The sequence below is a fragment of the Saccharobesus litoralis genome (assembly GCF_003063625.1).
Taxonomy (GTDB): domain Bacteria; phylum Pseudomonadota; class Gammaproteobacteria; order Enterobacterales; family Alteromonadaceae; genus Saccharobesus; species Saccharobesus litoralis.
This window is the reverse complement of sequence record NZ_CP026604.1, coordinates 181593-199522: the sequence shown is the minus strand read 5'-3', so window position 1 is coordinate 199522 and position 17930 is coordinate 181593. Positions and strand designations below refer to the sequence as shown.

Annotated in this window: 12 protein-coding genes; 1 reads left to right on the top strand and 11 read right to left on the bottom strand. The window is 40.7% G+C overall.

Translation table 11 applies throughout. The annotated features are described in order from the left end of the window. Positions 1–935: 935 nt before the first annotated feature. The 5 genes from C2869_RS00715 to C2869_RS00695 all read right to left on the bottom strand — a co-directional run bounded on the left by C2869_RS00715 (position 936) and on the right by C2869_RS00695 (position 7815). Positions 936–2930 (bottom strand): glycoside hydrolase family 127 protein, encoded by a 1995-nt coding sequence (locus tag C2869_RS00715; RefSeq protein ID WP_108601129.1) that lies wholly within the window; start codon positions 2928–2930, stop codon positions 936–938. Positions 2931–3721: 791 nt separating this feature from the next. After that, a complete protein-coding gene (locus C2869_RS00710) occupies positions 3722–4357 on the bottom strand; it encodes a 2-dehydro-3-deoxy-6-phosphogalactonate aldolase (RefSeq protein ID WP_108601128.1) in 636 nt (211 codons plus the stop codon). After that, complete coding sequence (locus C2869_RS00705; RefSeq protein WP_108601127.1) at positions 4350–5270, bottom strand: 2-dehydro-3-deoxygalactonokinase; 921 nt, start codon at positions 5268–5270, stop codon at positions 4350–4352. Before C2869_RS00705 ends, C2869_RS00710 begins: the two co-directional genes overlap by 8 nt. A gap of 43 nt (positions 5271–5313) precedes the next feature. Next, a complete protein-coding gene (locus C2869_RS00700; protein ID WP_108601126.1) occupies positions 5314–6879 on the bottom strand; it encodes an MFS transporter in 1566 nt (521 codons plus the stop codon). Positions 6880–7068: 189 nt separating this feature from the next. After that, positions 7069–7815: a FadR/GntR family transcriptional regulator gene (locus tag C2869_RS00695; RefSeq protein WP_108601125.1), complete on the bottom strand. Its 747-nt coding sequence runs from the start codon at positions 7813–7815 to the stop codon at positions 7069–7071. Between the two features lie 232 nt (positions 7816–8047). Between C2869_RS00695 and C2869_RS00690 the strand changes: the two genes are divergently transcribed. Continuing rightward, complete coding sequence (locus tag C2869_RS00690) at positions 8048–8923, top strand: DNA alkylation repair protein (RefSeq protein WP_108604906.1); 876 nt, start codon at positions 8048–8050, stop codon at positions 8921–8923. Between the two features lie 89 nt (positions 8924–9012). Here C2869_RS00690 and C2869_RS00685 read toward each other — a convergent pair whose 3' ends face one another. From C2869_RS00685 to C2869_RS00660, 6 genes are all read right to left on the bottom strand, one after another. Then, complete coding sequence (locus C2869_RS00685; protein ID WP_199915610.1) at positions 9013–9891, bottom strand: AraC family transcriptional regulator; 879 nt, start codon at positions 9889–9891, stop codon at positions 9013–9015. Positions 9892–10241: 350 nt separating this feature from the next. Continuing rightward, the gene (locus tag C2869_RS00680; protein WP_108601124.1) at positions 10242–10574 is read right to left on the bottom strand and encodes a zinc ribbon domain-containing protein YjdM; all 333 of its coding nucleotides are present in this window, start codon (positions 10572–10574) and stop codon (positions 10242–10244) included. Positions 10575–10736: 162 nt separating this feature from the next. Continuing rightward, positions 10737–12212: a sulfatase family protein gene (locus tag C2869_RS00675; protein WP_228710728.1), complete on the bottom strand. Its 1476-nt coding sequence runs from the start codon at positions 12210–12212 to the stop codon at positions 10737–10739. Between the two features lie 404 nt (positions 12213–12616). Beyond that, entirely contained in the window at positions 12617–14047 is a 1431-nt protein-coding gene (locus C2869_RS00670) for an aldehyde dehydrogenase family protein (RefSeq protein WP_108601123.1), read from the bottom strand. After that, positions 14044–15195: a mandelate racemase/muconate lactonizing enzyme family protein gene (locus tag C2869_RS00665; protein ID WP_108601122.1), complete on the bottom strand. Its 1152-nt coding sequence runs from the start codon at positions 15193–15195 to the stop codon at positions 14044–14046. The genes C2869_RS00670 and C2869_RS00665 overlap by 4 nt, the downstream gene beginning before the upstream one ends. Positions 15196–15402: 207 nt before the next feature. Next, positions 15403–17502: a glycoside hydrolase family 127 protein gene (locus C2869_RS00660; RefSeq protein WP_108601121.1), complete on the bottom strand. Its 2100-nt coding sequence runs from the start codon at positions 17500–17502 to the stop codon at positions 15403–15405. Between the last annotated feature and the right edge of the window lie 428 nt (positions 17503–17930).

Below are 17930 nucleotides of genomic sequence, written 5' to 3'. Positions count from 1 at the left end.
AAACCTAACAAAATAAAAACAATTGGTAATTCCAATAGCAAAAACTGTTATTGAATTATATCAATACGAATTTTTATCGCAGTTAGTAATTGATTGAGATAAATGGTTTTAGCGTTAATTCAACAGAAACCGCGCTTTTAGGTCACAAAGCACAAGGCGAACAATTTCCCTCATCCATATAAGCCAACACCCAACCTTCTAAAAGGATAAATTTTAGGTATCTACTCAGCGTAATTCGTATTACACACCCTAGTGTTGCTAATTACCCCGTCTTTGCCGCGAAAGCGGTAACCTAGCGACTTTGCTTAGTAAACGAGAGCTAAGTTTACCTATACATAGGCGCTGGATGCCTGAATACTCAGGTATGATGGTAATTTTTATGCCTGTGGTAGACATGCTGATTAGTTACAATTATAGATAGTTGTCCGGTAACGGATTTAGATTCAAGCTATAGTTACTAAGCAATAAGGATCAATATTTGTAGAAGTTAAACGATCAAAAAATTTAAAGTAGCCGTGATGAAATTAACTTTAATTTGGTAATACCAAAACATTTATTATGAATTACCAAACGTAACTATTCAGCATCTCAAGCAACGAGCTTATTACCATCTATAGTTACAACATAATAAAGCTGTTGTGGCGATACCTAGATTAAAAGCCCCTACTTTTGGTGCATGGATGCAGGTATTTAGAAATTGTTGTCGAGAATGATATTCTGTCGTCTTGCTCTTTGGGGCAAAAAGTTTGTAGGATCTGCAAGCATAAATGCTCACCCACTAAAGTCGGTAAATTAAACCATCTGCGGTTAGAACATGCACCAAGAAGAAATTAATGAAGGGGCGCGAAGTTTGTTAGCCCAAAATGCGCAACAATTTTCAAAGGTATAAAAAAACCCTGCAATTGCAGGGTTTGATAAAACAAAAAATTAGCAACCTATTTCCAAATAATAGGCATAAACACTGTCATTTCAGCTAAGCCTCGGTTACTCCATGCATAATAAGGCACTAACTCAGCTTTAAACTCTTTAAAGTCGGGTTTGCTGATTGCTGAATACATACTGTCTTTATTTTGTGAACGCAGTAATGCATCGGCTTTAATAAAGGTAGTACCGCCTAAGAACTCAGGACGATAGTCCACTTCTAATGCCGTATCACCTTTAATATACACATCCAGCACACTCGTCTCTTCAGGTAGATCAGGTGTTTCAACACAGTAAACAACAGGACCACGTTTAACAGCCACTTGGTTACGCACTTCTTCAATACGCGGATGACCTTCAACTAAGGTAGCTTCCATCGGTATATCAATGATGATGACATCACCTTCTTGCCATTGACGACTAATAATCGCGTATTGCCCAGGTACAGCTTGTACATCAGCTTGCTGGCCGTTAATGGTAATGTCTGCGCCTTTAGCCCAACCCGGAACACGTAAAGCAATTTCAAACGCATCGGTTTTACATTGCTCTACGGTTAATTTAACTAAGCCTTTCCAAGGATATTCAGTATCTTGTGAAAGCTTAATTGCACTACCGTCTAATAAATTAGTATTTAGGTTATTAGCACCATAAAGGTTAACGTATACACCGTTATCAGAAAGGCTATAGGCCCAACCAGACAAGTTAGAAATAGTACGCACTAAATTAGGCGGACAACAGAAACAATCTAAATAGGATTCGCGGTTCGGTGTTTCGGTTACATCTTTATGGGCATCGTAATCACGTGTACCGTGCAGCATACGTAGCGGGTTAGCATAAAAATAATCTTTACCTTCAATACTGATACCTGACAAACCTGAGTTATGCATAACTAATTCGATAATGTCTGCATATTTGGCTTCAGCATTTAGCCCCAACATACGGTAGCTAAACATGGCGTTACAAAGGTTGGCACAAGTTTCATTGTAGGCGGTCAAGTTAGGCATCATATAATCATCAATGAAACCTTCTTCAATCATGTCTCGGTTGGCCGATGCTCCGTAGTGAGTTTGACCAACAGCACCGGTTACGTACATTTTCTTCTGAGTTACACGTTCCCACAAACGCTCTAATGCATCTTTAAGCGCTTGCTCACCGGTTTCAGCATACACATCTGCCGCGCCTGCGTAGTAATACAATGCTAATACTGCGTGCCCTACTGGTTCAACTTCGTCGCGTAATGGTGTGCGCTCTTGCACCATGTCACCAATTGGGTAGCCAACCGTCGTTGAATCGTGCTCAATTTCGTAAGTACCGCGACGATCAATAAACTTTTGTGCTAGCTCTAAATATTTCTTGTCACCTACCGTGCGATATAGCTCTACCAAGCCCATAATTTGCGTTTGGTTAAAACCAAAACGTTGGTAATGCTTAGTATTTGGGAAAAAGTAGGTATATAACAAGTCGGCATGTTTTATTGCCATCTCTAGTAAACTACGTTTACCAGTAATTCTAAAGTGGGCACAGGCTGTAATTAAGAAATGGCCTGTATTGTACATTTCATGATATTTACGGTTTGCGTAACGCTCGGCGTCGGCGTCTACTTTTAATTGGATTTGAGTTTGCAAGTAACCATCTGGCTCCTGCGCTTTGCCAATTATTTCAATGTACTCGTCTAACTCTTTTAAAAGGCTTTCATCTTTTGTTAAACCATAGGCATAAATTTTACCTTCCATAAATTTATAGAAGTCACCATCATGCCAGTACATACCTTGGTGTTTACCTTCTTTCATGCCAGCCGCAATCTTAAAGTTGTTTAATGCGTGTCCGACATCACCACATAAAACATCACCCATATATGGCAACATAACGTCAACTGCCTTTTGAGTTTTTTCACCCCAAAAGCCGTCTTTTTTCCAAGAACAATCGCCAAAGTTTATGCCTTTTAACTTTACGTGCGGGCTTTCTGAATTCGCGACAATTGCGTTAGGATGCGTATGCAACTTGCTCATAGTTTTCACCTTTTAAAATGCTTTAGGTATATAACCCAAGCTCTAAACTGATTGTTATGTTCATTTATACAATCTACTTATGATTTTAAGTTAGATCATACATTTGAATTTTGCGTACAATAATCCCAAATCGGTACATTTCGTTTGGGATTAATTTAAGCAAAAGATCACTCTTTTGCTCAAAATATCTAGTACCTTAACTAAAAATTTTGAACGGTTTAATTTATAACCACTTGCTAAATTGCAGGGTCGATTTTACATCGACAAACCTTGTGTTAGCCGAAATAAATTCGGCCCTACAAATTCGTCCCCGCAAGGGAACAGGTCTTTAATCTCGCTCGTTTTATGATTGCTAATAAAAACGAGTTCAACATGTCATAACTTTTGTGTCGGAGTACTAGTACTGTTTCCAGAAAGAAATGATCAGTTGAATCACTCGCATAATTTATTATCACTAGTGATGTTTTTAGCCATATTTAGATTAAATAAACAACTTCAGGCTGAGCTTGTCGAAGTCTTATTACTTTCTAATTTACCGACACTTCGACTGCTTCGCGCTCAGTGTGAAAGTGATCACCAATGTTTTCAACTAATCAAAATTAAATTGAAAAGGTACTAGTACCTATTCAATATAGAAATGTTCAGTTGAATCCCTTGTTGGCCTTTAGGCCATTATTTAAACCGTTGTCACTCGCGTACCCATCGGCCTAAAGGCCGACCTACACTGAACAACATCAACTAATCAAAATTAAATTGAAACAGTACTAGGGTTAGTCGAGTTTTAGTTCGACTTACTCAATACAGGCGTTGAAAAATTTTACGTAGTCGCGAGCATTCTGCCGTACTTGTTCGTCTGACATACTCGGCTTATACAATGCCGACCCTAAACCAAACCCTTGCGCACCAATATCTGTATAAGGCTTCATGCTTTCTATTGTTGGGTTAATACCACCAACAGGAAAGAACAGCGTGCCTTGAGGCGCTACAGATTTAAGTGCTTTAAAGCCATCTAAACCTAAAGCGGATACAGGAAACAGTTTAAGGCCTGTCGCACCAGCTGCTAGCGCATTAAACGCTTCGGTTGGGGTAACAACCCCAGGAAATGTTGCACAACCGGCAGCCACCGACATTTTGATCACTTCTTCATTCATATTTGGTGTCACGACAAGGTTAGCCCCTGTTTCAATGACAGCTTTAGCTTGCTCTGGCGTGGTAACGGTTCCGGCACCAATATAATATTTGTCACCATAGTGCTTAACTAAACGACTAATACTGTCTAGCGCATCTGGGCTGTTAAGAGGCACCTCAATCATAGTGAAGCCCTCTTCTACCAAAATCTCTGCAATACGGATCACATCTTGGGGTAAAACGCCGCGAATAATGGCAATTAACGGCAACTGGCCTTGTAAAGAAAACGGTTTAGACATTAGATAATTCCGAAATTAAATCAGCCATTCCGGCTAAGAAACATTCATCACCATTCATGTAAATGGCTGAAATAGATAAAGCGTCACAAGCGGTTTGGTAACGCGCGCATAGCCCTTTGCCACCAACTAAGTAAACTGGGTTGTTGGTTAAATTGTTAGCTAAATTATTTAACTCATAGCCAATCAACAAACCAGATAAGTAATCATAAACATCAGATTCTTGAATATTATTAAATAGCCTGTGGGTACGAGCAGCAAACAAAGCACTGGTTAGCTTTTCAGTTTTACTTTCAGTTACACCGCGTAAAAACGCGTCTTGATTGTCGATTTGTTTTGGTAAGCCACGACCTAAAATTGTGTGCTGTGAAATAACGGAAAACAGCTCACCTGTCATAAACGACGCAAACTCGGTCATTTTTCCATTATCTAAAACGGCATGTTTACTGTGTGTACCCGGCATAACAGCCGTTAATGAAGCCGATTGGGTTAATTTAGCTAAACCAAATAGCTGCACCTCTTCACCACGCATTACGTCATAAACGCCATTTTTAGCTTGATGACTAACACCTGGGATAATGGTGGCTAGCGCCCCCCACGGCAATTCAAAGCGATAGGCGTTGTTAATTAAGCCACGATTATTGACCGGTGTAGCAGCATAGTCGACATTAACCCAACCTTGGGCAGAACCCACCATACCCGCCATAAAAATAGGTAGACTTTGGTAATTGTTTAACCAGTTGGCTAAAACGCCCTGTAATGCGTTGGCAAAGTCAGCGTCTTCGACTTGTAATAGACCCAACCCTAATTCTTTTTTATCTTGAACTTGGCCTTGGTTATCTAACGCAAAGGCACGAAAATTGGTCGTACCCCAGTCGATAATCAAATACTCAATTGCTTGGTTTTTCACTGTCATTTATTAACTTACTTTCAATCTATTTCAATTTGGATTTGGCCGCTTAAGCGCGTACCAAATCTCGTTCAATCATTTCTATTGATTTGCTTTTCGTCTCCGGCAAGATGAAATACATCACAACCAAACCAATTAAACCTATACCGGCATACATTAAAAACACATTCGCTGCACCAAATGTGCTTAATTGCCATGGGAATAATTCACTGATCGCCCATGACGATAAGGTTTGGACTAACGCGGCAAACGGTAAAGCAACACTGCGTACACTATTAGGGAATATTTCTGAGAAAATCACCCATAATATAGGCCCAATAGACATATTAAATGCCGCCAACATTGCAAAAATACCAAACAAAATCAGCATAGGTTTAATACCTTGGATTGTTTGGTTAATAATAGCGCCACTGGCTAACGGTAATTCTTTTTTACTCAGTACATTGGCAAGGGCTTTTTTCAATTCAACGTCGTTTTCGAATGTAGTGCCAACAAGAGGTAATAGCTTAGTCATATCAACCTCTTCCCCTTCAAGCTGTTTCTCTATTTTGCTATAAGCGGCTTGGTCGAATACATAAGTGGTATCTTTAAAGCCGATCCAGCTTGAAGTATGAGCAACCACCACCAACACTAATCCGGCAATGGTTAAGAATCGACGACCTAATTTTTCGACTGTGAAAATCGCGATAAATACAGCAGCTAAATTAACCACTCCCATGATAACAGTTTGCATAAAGCTGTCTTCGGTTGTCATTCCCACCTGCTCAAAAACCATTGGCGCAAACGATAATAATGCATTCATTCCAGTACCGCCTTGCACTATGGCATAGGCAATGGCTATCCATAACACTAAACTCATACGCTTATGAAATAAGTTTTTAAGCTGGGTTAATGTGTCTGATTTGCTCTCATTATGAAAACTTTGTTTTACTTCATTAATAAAACTAGTGACTTGTTCAGCTGGAACAATCTTTTCGATGATAGATTTGGCTTCTTGATCACGGCCTTTTTTCAACAACCAGCGCGGTGATTCTGGTACGGTTAGTAACAAAGCTACCCACACAACATTAGCGATTAATTCAGCGCCCAACATATAACGCCAAACGTTTTCACCATTTAAAAAGCTAATATCATCTAAGTATTTAATGAGAAAGAAATTAACAATCGATGCCAACAAAATACCGATGGCGATCATTAACTGATTAACCGACACAAATTTTCCGCGTTGCTCAGCTGGGGCAATTTCACCTATATACATGGCCGATACTGTAATCGACGCAAAAGCTGCACCACCAATAAAACGGCCAATAACTAGCATTTCGTAGTTAACGGCAAAAGCAGATAAAATAGATGAAAGCGAATACGCTAACGCAATACCAACTAATACTGCACGGCGACCATAGCGTTCGCATAAGGTACCGGCAAAAAATAATGCACAAACCACACCTAAAAAACTAATACCAACAACGCGCCCTACTTGGCCGTCATCTAATTCAAATATTGAGCTAATATAGCGTATGGCACCTGATATATTCATCAGATCTAAACCAAATACAAAACCACCAAATGCGGCGATTAATGCATAAAATGTCACGTTACGTTGTGTGTTTACCATATGGATACCTACAGGACTGTCACTTACGAATAACAGCCATATTTCTATTTAGTGCTGCCTGTTTATCTAACTTTTTGTCAGCGTTCGCGTTGTTATAAATTGTTGTTTCAGACTGCGAGTATACTGACGAGTCACCATCTCACATCCTCTACTATCGACTGAATTTAATCATGTCAGCCGTTTTAAAAATTAACGTATTTCATTTAGTTTAGCTGCTTCTTGCAAGCGACGGCTGGCATCGGTTAACAATTTTTCGGTAAGTTGCTCCGCCTTTTCGGCTTCTCTTCTAGCAATTGCACTATACAATTCGCGATGAAAGGGCACAGACGTACCATTTTTACGCGGATCTTGATTGGTAATGCGTACACTCACCAACAAGGCTAAATAAATAACGCCTTCCATTGCGGTTAATAATTCATTGCCAGCAGCTCTTAACACGGCCTTATGAAACATAGCATCAGCAAATATAAAGTTTTCTACCGAGCCTTTTTCTTTTTCCATCGCAATGCAGGCATGCTCAATTTCGCTAATTTGCTCAAGCGTTGCCCGCTCTGCTGCCCAACGCGACGCCATCGGCTCAAAACATAATCGAATATCCATAAGCTGACGCACAAACTCACAATTAGGCTGCGCTGAAATATGCCAAGCTAACACGTCGTCATCTAGCAATATCCACTGTGACCGAGGCCGAACACGCGTTCCTATACCTCTACGAACTTCAAGTAGCCCTTTACTAACCAGAATTTTAACCGCATCACGCACAACCGCTCGGCTCACTTGAAAGCGCTCAGCCAAAGCCGACTCGTCTTCAATTAAGCTGTCTTGTGCATACGTACCAGCAACAATACGCCGACCAATCTCTCGTGATACTTGCACGGATAAACTGGGCGACATTGTTGCGGCGTGCTTTAAATCGTAATAAACCATCTCACTCATACCAAATATATAAACATATGATGTTTATATATTCAATAGGTTTATTTAATTTTTAAGAAAAAATCACCAATTAAACTAACTTTTTTATTACATTGTTTTAAAACAGAACCTAATTTGGTATGAAAGTGGCGATATGAGGTTAAAACACTCATACAACATACAATCTGTTCTACTTAACATTAGTGCCATGGCATAATGAACTTAAACCAAACAATAGATATTCGTGTTTGATATGTCAGGATTCGACTACAACACCCCGCAAGTGCCAGCCGCACCCCATGCCATCAATAAAGGCGTACCGCTTAATACCTTACTTGGTGAGACTGCCGTTTTACACTTAGCGCGTAATTTACAAATTAGTGACGCTAAATTTAATCAGAAAACGTTTGTTAATTTGGCTTTAACCGGTTTAGAACCCTTGTCTTTGTTACAACGCGCTCATCATATAGCCAAAGCGGTCAACAACAGCTTAGCTGTCGATTACCAACAAAGTATTGCAATTTTAATAGGCGCGATGGCTGAGGAAAAACAAGACACTGACAATTTTGGTCTTAGCGGAATGTTTTACCTGCCTTATGGTAGCTTTATTTGTAATCACTACCCTGGCCTTGAAAGTAATAAAAACAATGAGGCTGGTCACACTGCACAAAACTTTGAAATGGCTTGCCAAGGCATATTAGCCGTCACTAAACGCTTTAGCGCTGAATTTTGTATTCGACCCTTTTTAGTCAATTATCGAGATGAAATGCTAGAACGTGTGTATAGTTGGATCAGTGACGAAAATCCGCATGTTCGCCGCCTGTGTTCGGAAGGAACGCGTCCCAAATTACCTTGGGGGATCAACATTCCTGACTTCATTAAAGACCCCAATTATACGTTAAAAATACTCGACGCTCTCAAAGACGATGAAACCCTATATGTTCGCCGCAGTGTCGCTAACCATTTAGGTGATATAGCAAAAAATCACGCCGATACCGTGTTTGAAATCTGCCATGACTGGCTAGATGGCGCAAGCAAAGAAAGAAAATGGTTATTGCGCCATGCAGTACGCTATTACGCTAAAAAGCAACACCCTGAAGCATTAAGAATAAGAGAGTTGGCTAAATAGACGAGATTGATTTGGCCAACTCTAGTACTTTTTCACTAAAGTAATGAACAATTGAATCTTTTGTCGAAGCGGCTGCTTCGTCAAGGGCTTTAATCTTTCGCAGCTAATGGAATATAAATATCGGTTTGTAAGTCGCATTCATCGACTTCATGAATAAAGTTTCTGTAGTGAAAAAAGCACGGAAAATCACGTAACTCTTCGTTATTTTCAGCTAACCATTCACGATAAACATAACAGATAGCATCACGAATATTATCGTAACTGCCTTGATGCCTAAAAGTCGCGCACCTTCCGGCCGGTATTATCCCTGTTTTAACCCCATAATTATTGTCTAGCACATCACAACTTACCTCACCGCAAATATCCCAACGAAACTTTTCAGGCTCTGTCGTTTGAGGATCACTATATGGAATACCAAAAGTTTTGCTGGTTTTAATCGGGGACAATCCAGTTTCTTTACGCCAATCGATAAACTTTTTCGCAGTTTCATATACTGTATCCGGCGAACCTAAATGCTCAAGTAGCGCTATTTTTGTTGCAGCGAATTCAACAATATCGACTTTCATTTGTGTCTCTCCATGTGTCTGATTTAAAAAATTAAACCGCGAATGCCATTCTTGCCATTGCGGAACTGACCTGAAATCAGAAGGAGATTGTTCAAAGGTACGCTTAAACGCCCGAGAAAATGCTTCAGCACTTTCAAAACTGGCTTCTAATGCAATATCAATCACGCGAATATCCTTTTCAAACGCTAAGCGAAACGACGCACGTTTTAACCTTTGTAATTGCGCAAATTGCGTAACCGATACCCCAGTATAAGCGCTAAAGACACGATGAAAATGGTATTTAGATAATGCAGCAATACCACTCATTTTATCTAGCGTTAACGATTCATTAAGGTTGTGGTTAATATATTCACATACGAGTTTGATGCGTTTTTCAAGGGAGTTATGCAGCCTAGCCTTCATCTTTATCCTTATTGTTTCAGGTACGGCTGCATTATGTTGGATAGAGCTAATCCTTGCTTGACCGAAATTGCTAACTTACAAGGTGATTGCAATGGTGCGCGTGTGAGAAACGAGTCATGTTTATAACAAGAAAATACCAATCCGATTTTTCAGACAGCGTCGAAAGTTCGCATCTGGTGATTTTTGTAACATGATTTAGAGCGTCCTACTAATTTCAAGTTGGGCGGAGTCGAAGGACCACGTGTAAATTAGAAACCCTGACCCCTTCGACTGCTTCGCGCTCAGGGTGAAAGTGTTGAACAGCCCGATAGATAAATACAAGCCACTACTGCTTTCAACAAAACAATAAACTAAGCCTTTTTCACAAACTTTGCGGTCACCATCATTTCGCCAGCGCCGTCGACTTTACAATCGAGTTCGTGATCTTTTTTATCAAAAATACGGCGCACCAAGGCTTTAGTACCGATTTTAATCACTTGAGAACTGCCTTTAATTTTTAAATCTTTAATGACAGTCACTTTATCGCCTTCTGCCAAAACAGCACCGTTAAAATCTTTAACGATTACCTCATCTTCGGCTTCTGCTTCAACTGGATCCCACTCGTAGCCACATTCAGGACAAATTAACAGTGATTGATCTTGATATACGTATTCGGATTGGCATTTTGGGCAATTTGGCAGCATTGATTATTAACTTTTATAAATGGTTGTACAAAACAGTGCGTTGACTGATGTAAAACGTGGAGTTTAAATTTTAAAGCCAATAACCACAAGATGTATGATGATATTTGATAAATAAAAATCCCAGCAGAGCTGGGATTTTATGGCTTAAATGGTGTAGCAGGGTTAATTCTTTATAGGCGCTATTTTAAACGTCTGATCAAACCTTGGCATTCCATGCTTTCGCCATGTAGCGCCTTCATTGTGCGTGTAAAACCATTGTGGTTGCACATTGGTCCAGCTCCATATTTCAAACTCAGCGACTAATTCTTGTAACAGGAAACGGTTTTGTTCGACGATATTTTGGGTTTCACCCGGATCGTTATCCACGTCATACATTTGCCATGCTCCATGTTTTAACTTGACCGCTTTAATATTGTCGCGACGTACCGCCACATCCGACTTACCCGCCCAATGGCGCATAACGTAAATATTTTCACCCGCTCGCGCACTTTTATTGCGAACAACGGCTGGCCAAATATCTTTACCGTCAAGCTTTTTATGTTCTGGTACTTTGGCGCCAGCTAAATTAGCAAAGGTTGGATAAAAATCTAATGCCGACACAGGATGCTTATATTTATTACCGCCATGTAAACCTTTAGGCCAATGAATAAACATAGGTGTTCTATAACCACCTTCTAGTACACTGCCTTTACCTTCTTGCAATGGATAGTTATTAGCACCTTGATCAGGTCGGCCACCATTGTCACTTAAAAATACGATCATGGTGTTGTCATACTGGCCAGTGTCTTTCAGGCTTTGAACGATGCGTTTAACACCACGATCTACCGCGTAAACCATACCTGCATAGGTTTTACGCTTTTTATCTTTAATGTTAGGAAACATCGCCATATCTTCTTCTTTCGCTTCCAACGGTGTATGTGGTGCGTTGTAGGCTAGATATAAGAAAAAAGGCTCGTCTTTTTTTCCAGCTTTTTCAATAAATTTAACCGCTTCACGGCTTAAGCCATCGGTTACATATTCGTTTTCTTGCACGTCTTGGCCATTGTATTCCAACGGCTTCATATAGTGCCAAATCGAGTGATATTGACCTCGCTCGCGGCCTTGCTTCCAAACTTTTTGAAACTTCTCAGGAAAATACACATGACCGCCATTTAAAAAGCCATAAAACTCATCAAAGCCGCGATTATTTGGATGAAACTCTGCCGTTTCACCTAAGTGCCACTTACCAATAGCACCTGTGTAATAACCGGCATCTTGTAAAACTTTGCTGATAAAGGTTTCTTTTACATCAATACCTAAGCCACCCGACATGCCGTATTTAGAAGGTAAGTTAAACTGTGAGCCAAATTTATGCGGGTAACGGCCAGTCATTAAACCTGCACGGCTCGGGCCACAAAAAGGATGCACAACATAAGCTGAGGTAAAAATCGTGCCATTTTCAGCTAACTTATCTAAGTTAGGTGTAATGATGTCGGGAGAGCCGTTAAAGCCAACATCGGCATAACCTTGGTCATCGGTAAGAATAAATAGAATATTAGGGCGCGGGGCTTCTGCTGCGTGAACTAAGCTCACGAACAACATTCCTTGCACTATGATAATCAAGCTTAATAATAATTGCGCAACACGTTTTATATGCATTATTTTCTCGCTTCTCATAAAGAATTGTATATCGCTTAATAAAAAGCCCAACTGTTTTACTTTGAGGAACAAAACAGTTGGGCGTGAACTACTGGCCACAGGGTGCGTGGCCAAAACACGTTTTTAACTCGTACCGTTTCTAGCTAATTTTGATTAATTAAAGTCCCCTTGTAGGTCGAGGCTTGCCTCGACAAAGCTTGCAATTCTAAGCAAATATCGCAGCTAGAAACCAAGTCTGTAGCAGCTCTGCTGCTATTGTCGAAATAAATTTCGACCTACATCCATTAAGCGTCTGGAACAGCTCACGGCGACCTACATGGATGTAGGAAATGCCGTTAAGCGTCTGGAACAGCGTACGGCGACCTACAAAAGATTCAACTGACCATTTCTTTCTGGAAACTGTACTAATCGTTAACTAAAACAGAAACACGTTTAAGCGTTAAGTACTCGGCTAAGCTGTAACGCGAACAGTCTTTACCAACACCACTTTGTTTTAGGCCGCCATGTGGTAAATGCACGCCATAATGCACTTCGTTAACACAAACGCTACCGGCGGTGATCTTTTCTGCTGCTTGTAAACCACGTTGAATATTTGTGGTATATACGTATGCCGCTAAGCCATATTCATTGTCGTTAGCTAGTGCAATAACATCATCTTGATCTGTGTATTTAACAATAGGCAAAACAGGGCCAAAAATTTCGTTAGTAGCCAAATCCATATCTAACTTAACGTCAGAGATAATCGTCGGCGCCATATAGAAACCTTTGTCACCCACAACATTGCCACCAAGTACTATATTAGCACCCGCTTCTTGAGCAGACTTCACTAAACCTAGAATGCGCGAACGCTCTTTTTCGCTAGATAGTGGTCCCATCAAGCGTCCTTCACCTTTACCAGCACCTAAAACTAAGCCTTCGGCGTGCGCTTTCGCTTTCGCAATAAACTCATCGTAAATAGACTCGTGTATAAAGCAGCGATTGGGCGAAACACAAACCTGACCTGAATTAGCAAACTTAAGGTTAACAATATCAGTAACCGCTTTATCTAAATTAGCGTCGTCATAAACCACTACAGGGGCGTTACCGCCTAATTCAACCGAGAAGTGCTTAATGTTGGTACAAGCCGTCTTCATTGCGTTTACGCCAGCTCGAGTTGAGCCTATCATAGTGAACATAGACACATCGTCACTGGTCAGCAAAGGATTAGTCACATCATAGTTGTTACTGGTGATCACGTTAACCACACCGGCAGGAATACCGGCTTGTAACGCGTATTCAGCCACTTTTAATGTAGCCAGTGGTGTCACTTGTGATGGTTTAATAATGGCCGCACAACCAGATGCTAAAGATGGGCCTAACTTGTAACCAACATTTAATAACGGGAAGTTCCAAGCTAGGTAGCCAACTACAACACCTAATGACTGACGCTGAATGTAGTTAAGGAAACGACCATCAGGATCAGCAATCACGGGCTGATCAATACGCTTCATTTCTTCAACGAAGAAATGCAAACATGTGGTCAACATACCAAAATCATACTCGGCGTTGTCATACGGCTTACCCGTTTCCGCCACTAACAGATCGATGATTTCTTCTTTGTTGGCTTCTAAGATCTCAGCGTACTTTAAAATAATTGCTTCACGCTCACTTAACGAGGTAGCCGACCAAGTAGCAAAACCTTGCTTAGCACTGATTAAACATTGCTCAATATGATGAGGTTCAGCATCGGGTACTTGTGCAATCACTTCGCCTGTTGTTGGATTAGTAACAGGAAAAGTTGTGGTTGCGCCAACAAGTTCACCATTAATTAGCATCTTGTATTGATAATCGTTCATCGTGTTTCCGTTGTGTTAATGTCAAAATTCTTAAGAGCAGATTTGTCTATTACTACGCCTAAACCCGGTGCTGTCGGCACAACTGCACCTTCGCCAGATACCTGAACCATAGTTGAATATAATTCGTCGCGTAATGGGTTTTCGGTGCGATCATATTCAAGCAATAATTCGCGTTCTTCTTTACGGCCTGGCTCGTGATAAGCGGTGGCCAAGAAATGAGTCGCTGCCGCTAAGTTAAGCTGAGTTCCCCAAACGTGTGGGATCATATTTATACCGTGTGTTGAAGCTAGGGTACGGATTTTTAACGCTTCACTTGGGCCACCGCAATAGGCTAAGTCAGCTTGCAGAATCTGCACGCCGCCTCGCTCTATCAATTTTTGATAGCCAAAGCGCGTTTGCTCGCATTCACCTGTGGCAATCGCCACATCCAGTTTTTCATGCAATTGACGGAACTGATGTGGATATTCCGGCGATAAAGGTTCTTCAAACCAATCGTAACCATATTCATCAAGCGCACGACCAATTTTAATCGCTTCTGGCAAATCAAACGCATGGTTTGAATCAGCCATTAACTTAGTGTTAGGTAGCGCTTCGCGCATGGCTTTAATAAATTTAAGGTCAAAATCAACGTTCTTACCAACTTTGATTTTCATCGCGGTATAGCCTTCGTTCGCATACCCCTTAGCTTCTTCAATTAAGCGTGGCATTAGAGTATCTTCAGGCATGTCGATGTAATACATTCCCGTTGCATAACAAGGGACTAAATCACGCTGACGACCGCCCATTAATTCGCTAACGCTCAAGCCTAATGCTTTACCTTTTAAGTCCCACAATGCCATATCAATGCCTGACATTGCAGCCATCATCACACCTGCTCGGGCAAAATCGAGCGATGAACGCCACATATGCTGCCATATCGCATCCGTACAAATTGGATCCATTCCAATAATACGCGGCGCATAAAACTTTTCGACTGCACCTTGAATAACATCAGCCGGACCATAACATTCGCCCCAACCGGAAACACCTTCATCAGTGATCACTTCGATAACAAGGACATTACGTTGATCGTAATACCACTGCGAGAATCCAAAAGGCTGCTCTAAATGGCAACGCAAATGGTGGGTGCGAATACATTCAATTTTCATAGATATAACTATCCTATTCAATCTGCTAATACTTTGACTTGATAACTGCTACGCATATGCGAATAGGAAAAGCAGCTAATAGCCCTTATTTAATATGTGTTTTCAACACAGTCGGCACTACTAAAAGCGCCTTTTCTGGCATATGGGCTACGGTACTCGTAACCTTTATCCAATTTTTATCTGAACATTTTTATTTTTTTAAAATGGTCACCAAGACCATTGCTTATCTTTGCCCTTGATATGATTCGGTGTTTGCACAACCTGCTCATATTGCCAAACGGCTGGCATAAACACTGTCATTTCATTATCTTCATCACCCCGATTACTCCACGCAAAATAGGGAATTAATTGAGTGTTATAAGGGGTTAACCTAGGTTGAGAAACGGCTCGGTACAAACCTTGCGATTTATCGCTGCGCAACAAAACTGAACCTTGTAAAGTCGTAACGCCACCTAAAAAATTAGGCTTATATTCGGGTATAAACTCATGATTGGGTGCAATATAAACATCTAAAATATCGACACCTGTTGGTAAGTCGACCGATTCAAGCGCATAAACAATCGGGCCTCGTTTAACAGCAACTTCGTTGCGTATTTCTTCAATCAGTGGATGACCTTCGAGGTAAGTAATATCCATTGGAATATCCAAGGTTATGACATCCCCTTTTGCCCACTGGCGAGTTAACTGACTAAACTGACCTGGTAAAATTTCTGTATTAACCTTTTGGCCGTTTACTGCGATAGACGCTGTTTGCGCCCAAGCTGGGATCCGCAGTTGCACATCAAACGCTTGCGACTTAGCTTGCTCAATTTGAATAGTAATTTGGCCTTGCCAAGGGTAATTTGTGGTTTGAGTGAGCTTAAGCCTTGAACCGTCAAGGAGTGTGGTATCAAGTGTATTACCACCATAAATATTGACTGTAATACCGTTAGCTGATTTGCTATATGCCCAATTGGATAGCTTTGCGAGCGTTCGCGCTAAGTTTGGCGGGCAGCAAAAACAAGCGATATAAGGTTGCCGTATAGCTGACTCATTTTTTAACTGGTGATAATCGTGAACGCCATTAACTTTACGAGTTGGGTTGGTATAAAAATAATGCTTTCCGTCTAAACTTAAACCTGAAAGCGCACCGTTATATAGCACTAATTCCATTACATCTGCGTATTTGGATTCACCTAACAAACCCAGCATACGAAAACTGAACATAGCGTTAGAAACATTGGCGCAAGTTTCAGCATAAGCCCTTGAATTAGGTAGCAAATAATCGTAATAAAACCCTTCGTGGATCAAATCATAATGTTCACTTGCAGCTTTATCTATCTGCCCTAAACCACCATGCACAAACATTTTACGATTAATAGCACTGCCCCAAATTCGTTTAAGGGCATCAATAATTGCCGCCTCGCCCGTTTCTGCGTAAATATCCGCTGCACCAGACCACAAATGCATCCCCAGTACAGCGTGGCCTACCGCTTCTGTCTCTTCTCTTAACGGCGTACGCTCTTGAACCATGTCACCTTGATGAATATAGAACACTGTATCGTCAGCCGGCATAAATTTGTCTGTATCTTGCGGGGCGCGCATCAAGGTAAAGTGATTAGCTAATACTAAATATCGCTTGTCTCCGGTTTCTCGATAAAGATCTACCAGTCCAATGATTTGCGACATATTGAAACCAAATCGTTTTAAATGATCTGGCGTCGGCATAAAGAGATCGTACAAATAGTTAGCGTGTTTAATCGCTACATCGAGCAGTTCGTTTTGCCCTGTTACTCGCTTGTGTACCACAGCGGTAGTAATCAAATGACCAGAGTTATATAACTCATGGTGGTTACGTTTTGTCCAAGGTTTAATGCCACGTACTTGATTAGAGGTAGACAAATATCCATTGGCAAGTTGTGCTTGCGCAATCACCTGAATGACTTCGTCTAATTCAGCTAATATGTTTTGATCACCATTGATGGCATACACATAAATCAGTGACTCCATCCATTTATAAAAATCGCCATCATGCCAATGCATGCCCTGATGAACACCATCCTTTAATCCAGCTGCGATTTTAAAATTATTGAATGCATGACCAATATCGCCTTTAAGCAAACTGCCCATGTGTGGCACAACCGCTTGTTCGGTTAACTTATATTTGTCAGCCCAAAAACCGGTTGTCCACTTGGCTTCGCCAATATCAATGCGTTGTAATTGCGCGTATGGACTGCTTATGTGTCGATTAACCGACTTATCATTAGCCATACTAGCTTGCACTAGGGCCAACAAAATTAAGCTGGTTAATAAAACTAATCTAATCATCTATCTGCTAAACCTGATTATTTAATCGTCACATAAGTATTGAACAGCGCTGTCTGTCTATCAAAGCAACAGTCTTACTGTTTGACTATAAATTACAAACCATTAATACACTCATGACAAATATATAAACATATGATGTTTATATAATCAATAAGTTTATTACATATTTGCGGTTATGCAAGATTAAAAACTGTTAACAAAATGGAAGTTGGAGTGTTTGGTGGGATCTGTTGGAAATATTGGCTGAAGAAAGCTCAACCCATAAATTGATCTAAGATTTCTGGCCTGTTCTGAGCTGAGTTGTTGCTGGTCAGATTAGCGGTATTAAGCCATATCGCGCCTAGAAGACCAGTTTGTAGCAGCTCAACTGCTATTGTCGAAATAAATTTCAACCTACATAGATGTCTGTCTCTTGAACACAAGTTTCA

Bases quoted from the DNA above. Each gene is read 5' to 3' on its own strand.
- C2869_RS00680 (WP_108601124.1), bottom strand. From the start codon at position 10,574: ATGCTGCCAAATTGCCCAAAATGCCAATCCGAATACGTATATCAAGAT.
- C2869_RS00670 (WP_108601123.1), bottom strand. From the start codon at position 14,047: ATGAACGATTATCAATACAAGATGCTAATTAATGGTGAACTTGTTGGC.
- C2869_RS00710 (WP_108601128.1), bottom strand. From the start codon at position 4,357: ATGTCTAAACCGTTTTCTTTACAAGGCCAGTTGCCGTTAATTGCCATT.
- C2869_RS00700 (WP_108601126.1), bottom strand. From the start codon at position 6,879: ATGGTAAACACACAACGTAACGTGACATTTTATGCATTAATCGCCGCA.
- C2869_RS00690 (WP_108604906.1), top strand. From the start codon at position 8,048: ATGTCAGGATTCGACTACAACACCCCGCAAGTGCCAGCCGCACCCCAT.
- C2869_RS00705 (WP_108601127.1), bottom strand. From the start codon at position 5,270: ATGACAGTGAAAAACCAAGCAATTGAGTATTTGATTATCGACTGGGGT.
- C2869_RS00715 (WP_108601129.1), bottom strand. From the start codon at position 2,930: ATGAGCAAGTTGCATACGCATCCTAACGCAATTGTCGCGAATTCAGAA.
- C2869_RS00675 (WP_228710728.1), bottom strand. From the start codon at position 12,212: ATGCATATAAAACGTGTTGCGCAATTATTATTAAGCTTGATTATCATA.
- C2869_RS00685 (WP_199915610.1), bottom strand. From the start codon at position 9,891: ATGAAGGCTAGGCTGCATAACTCCCTTGAAAAACGCATCAAACTCGTA.
- C2869_RS00660 (WP_108601121.1), bottom strand. From the start codon at position 17,502: ATGATTAGATTAGTTTTATTAACCAGCTTAATTTTGTTGGCCCTAGTG.
- C2869_RS00695 (WP_108601125.1), bottom strand. From the start codon at position 7,815: ATGAGTGAGATGGTTTATTACGATTTAAAGCACGCCGCAACAATGTCG.
- C2869_RS00665 (WP_108601122.1), bottom strand. From the start codon at position 15,195: ATGAAAATTGAATGTATTCGCACCCACCATTTGCGTTGCCATTTAGAG.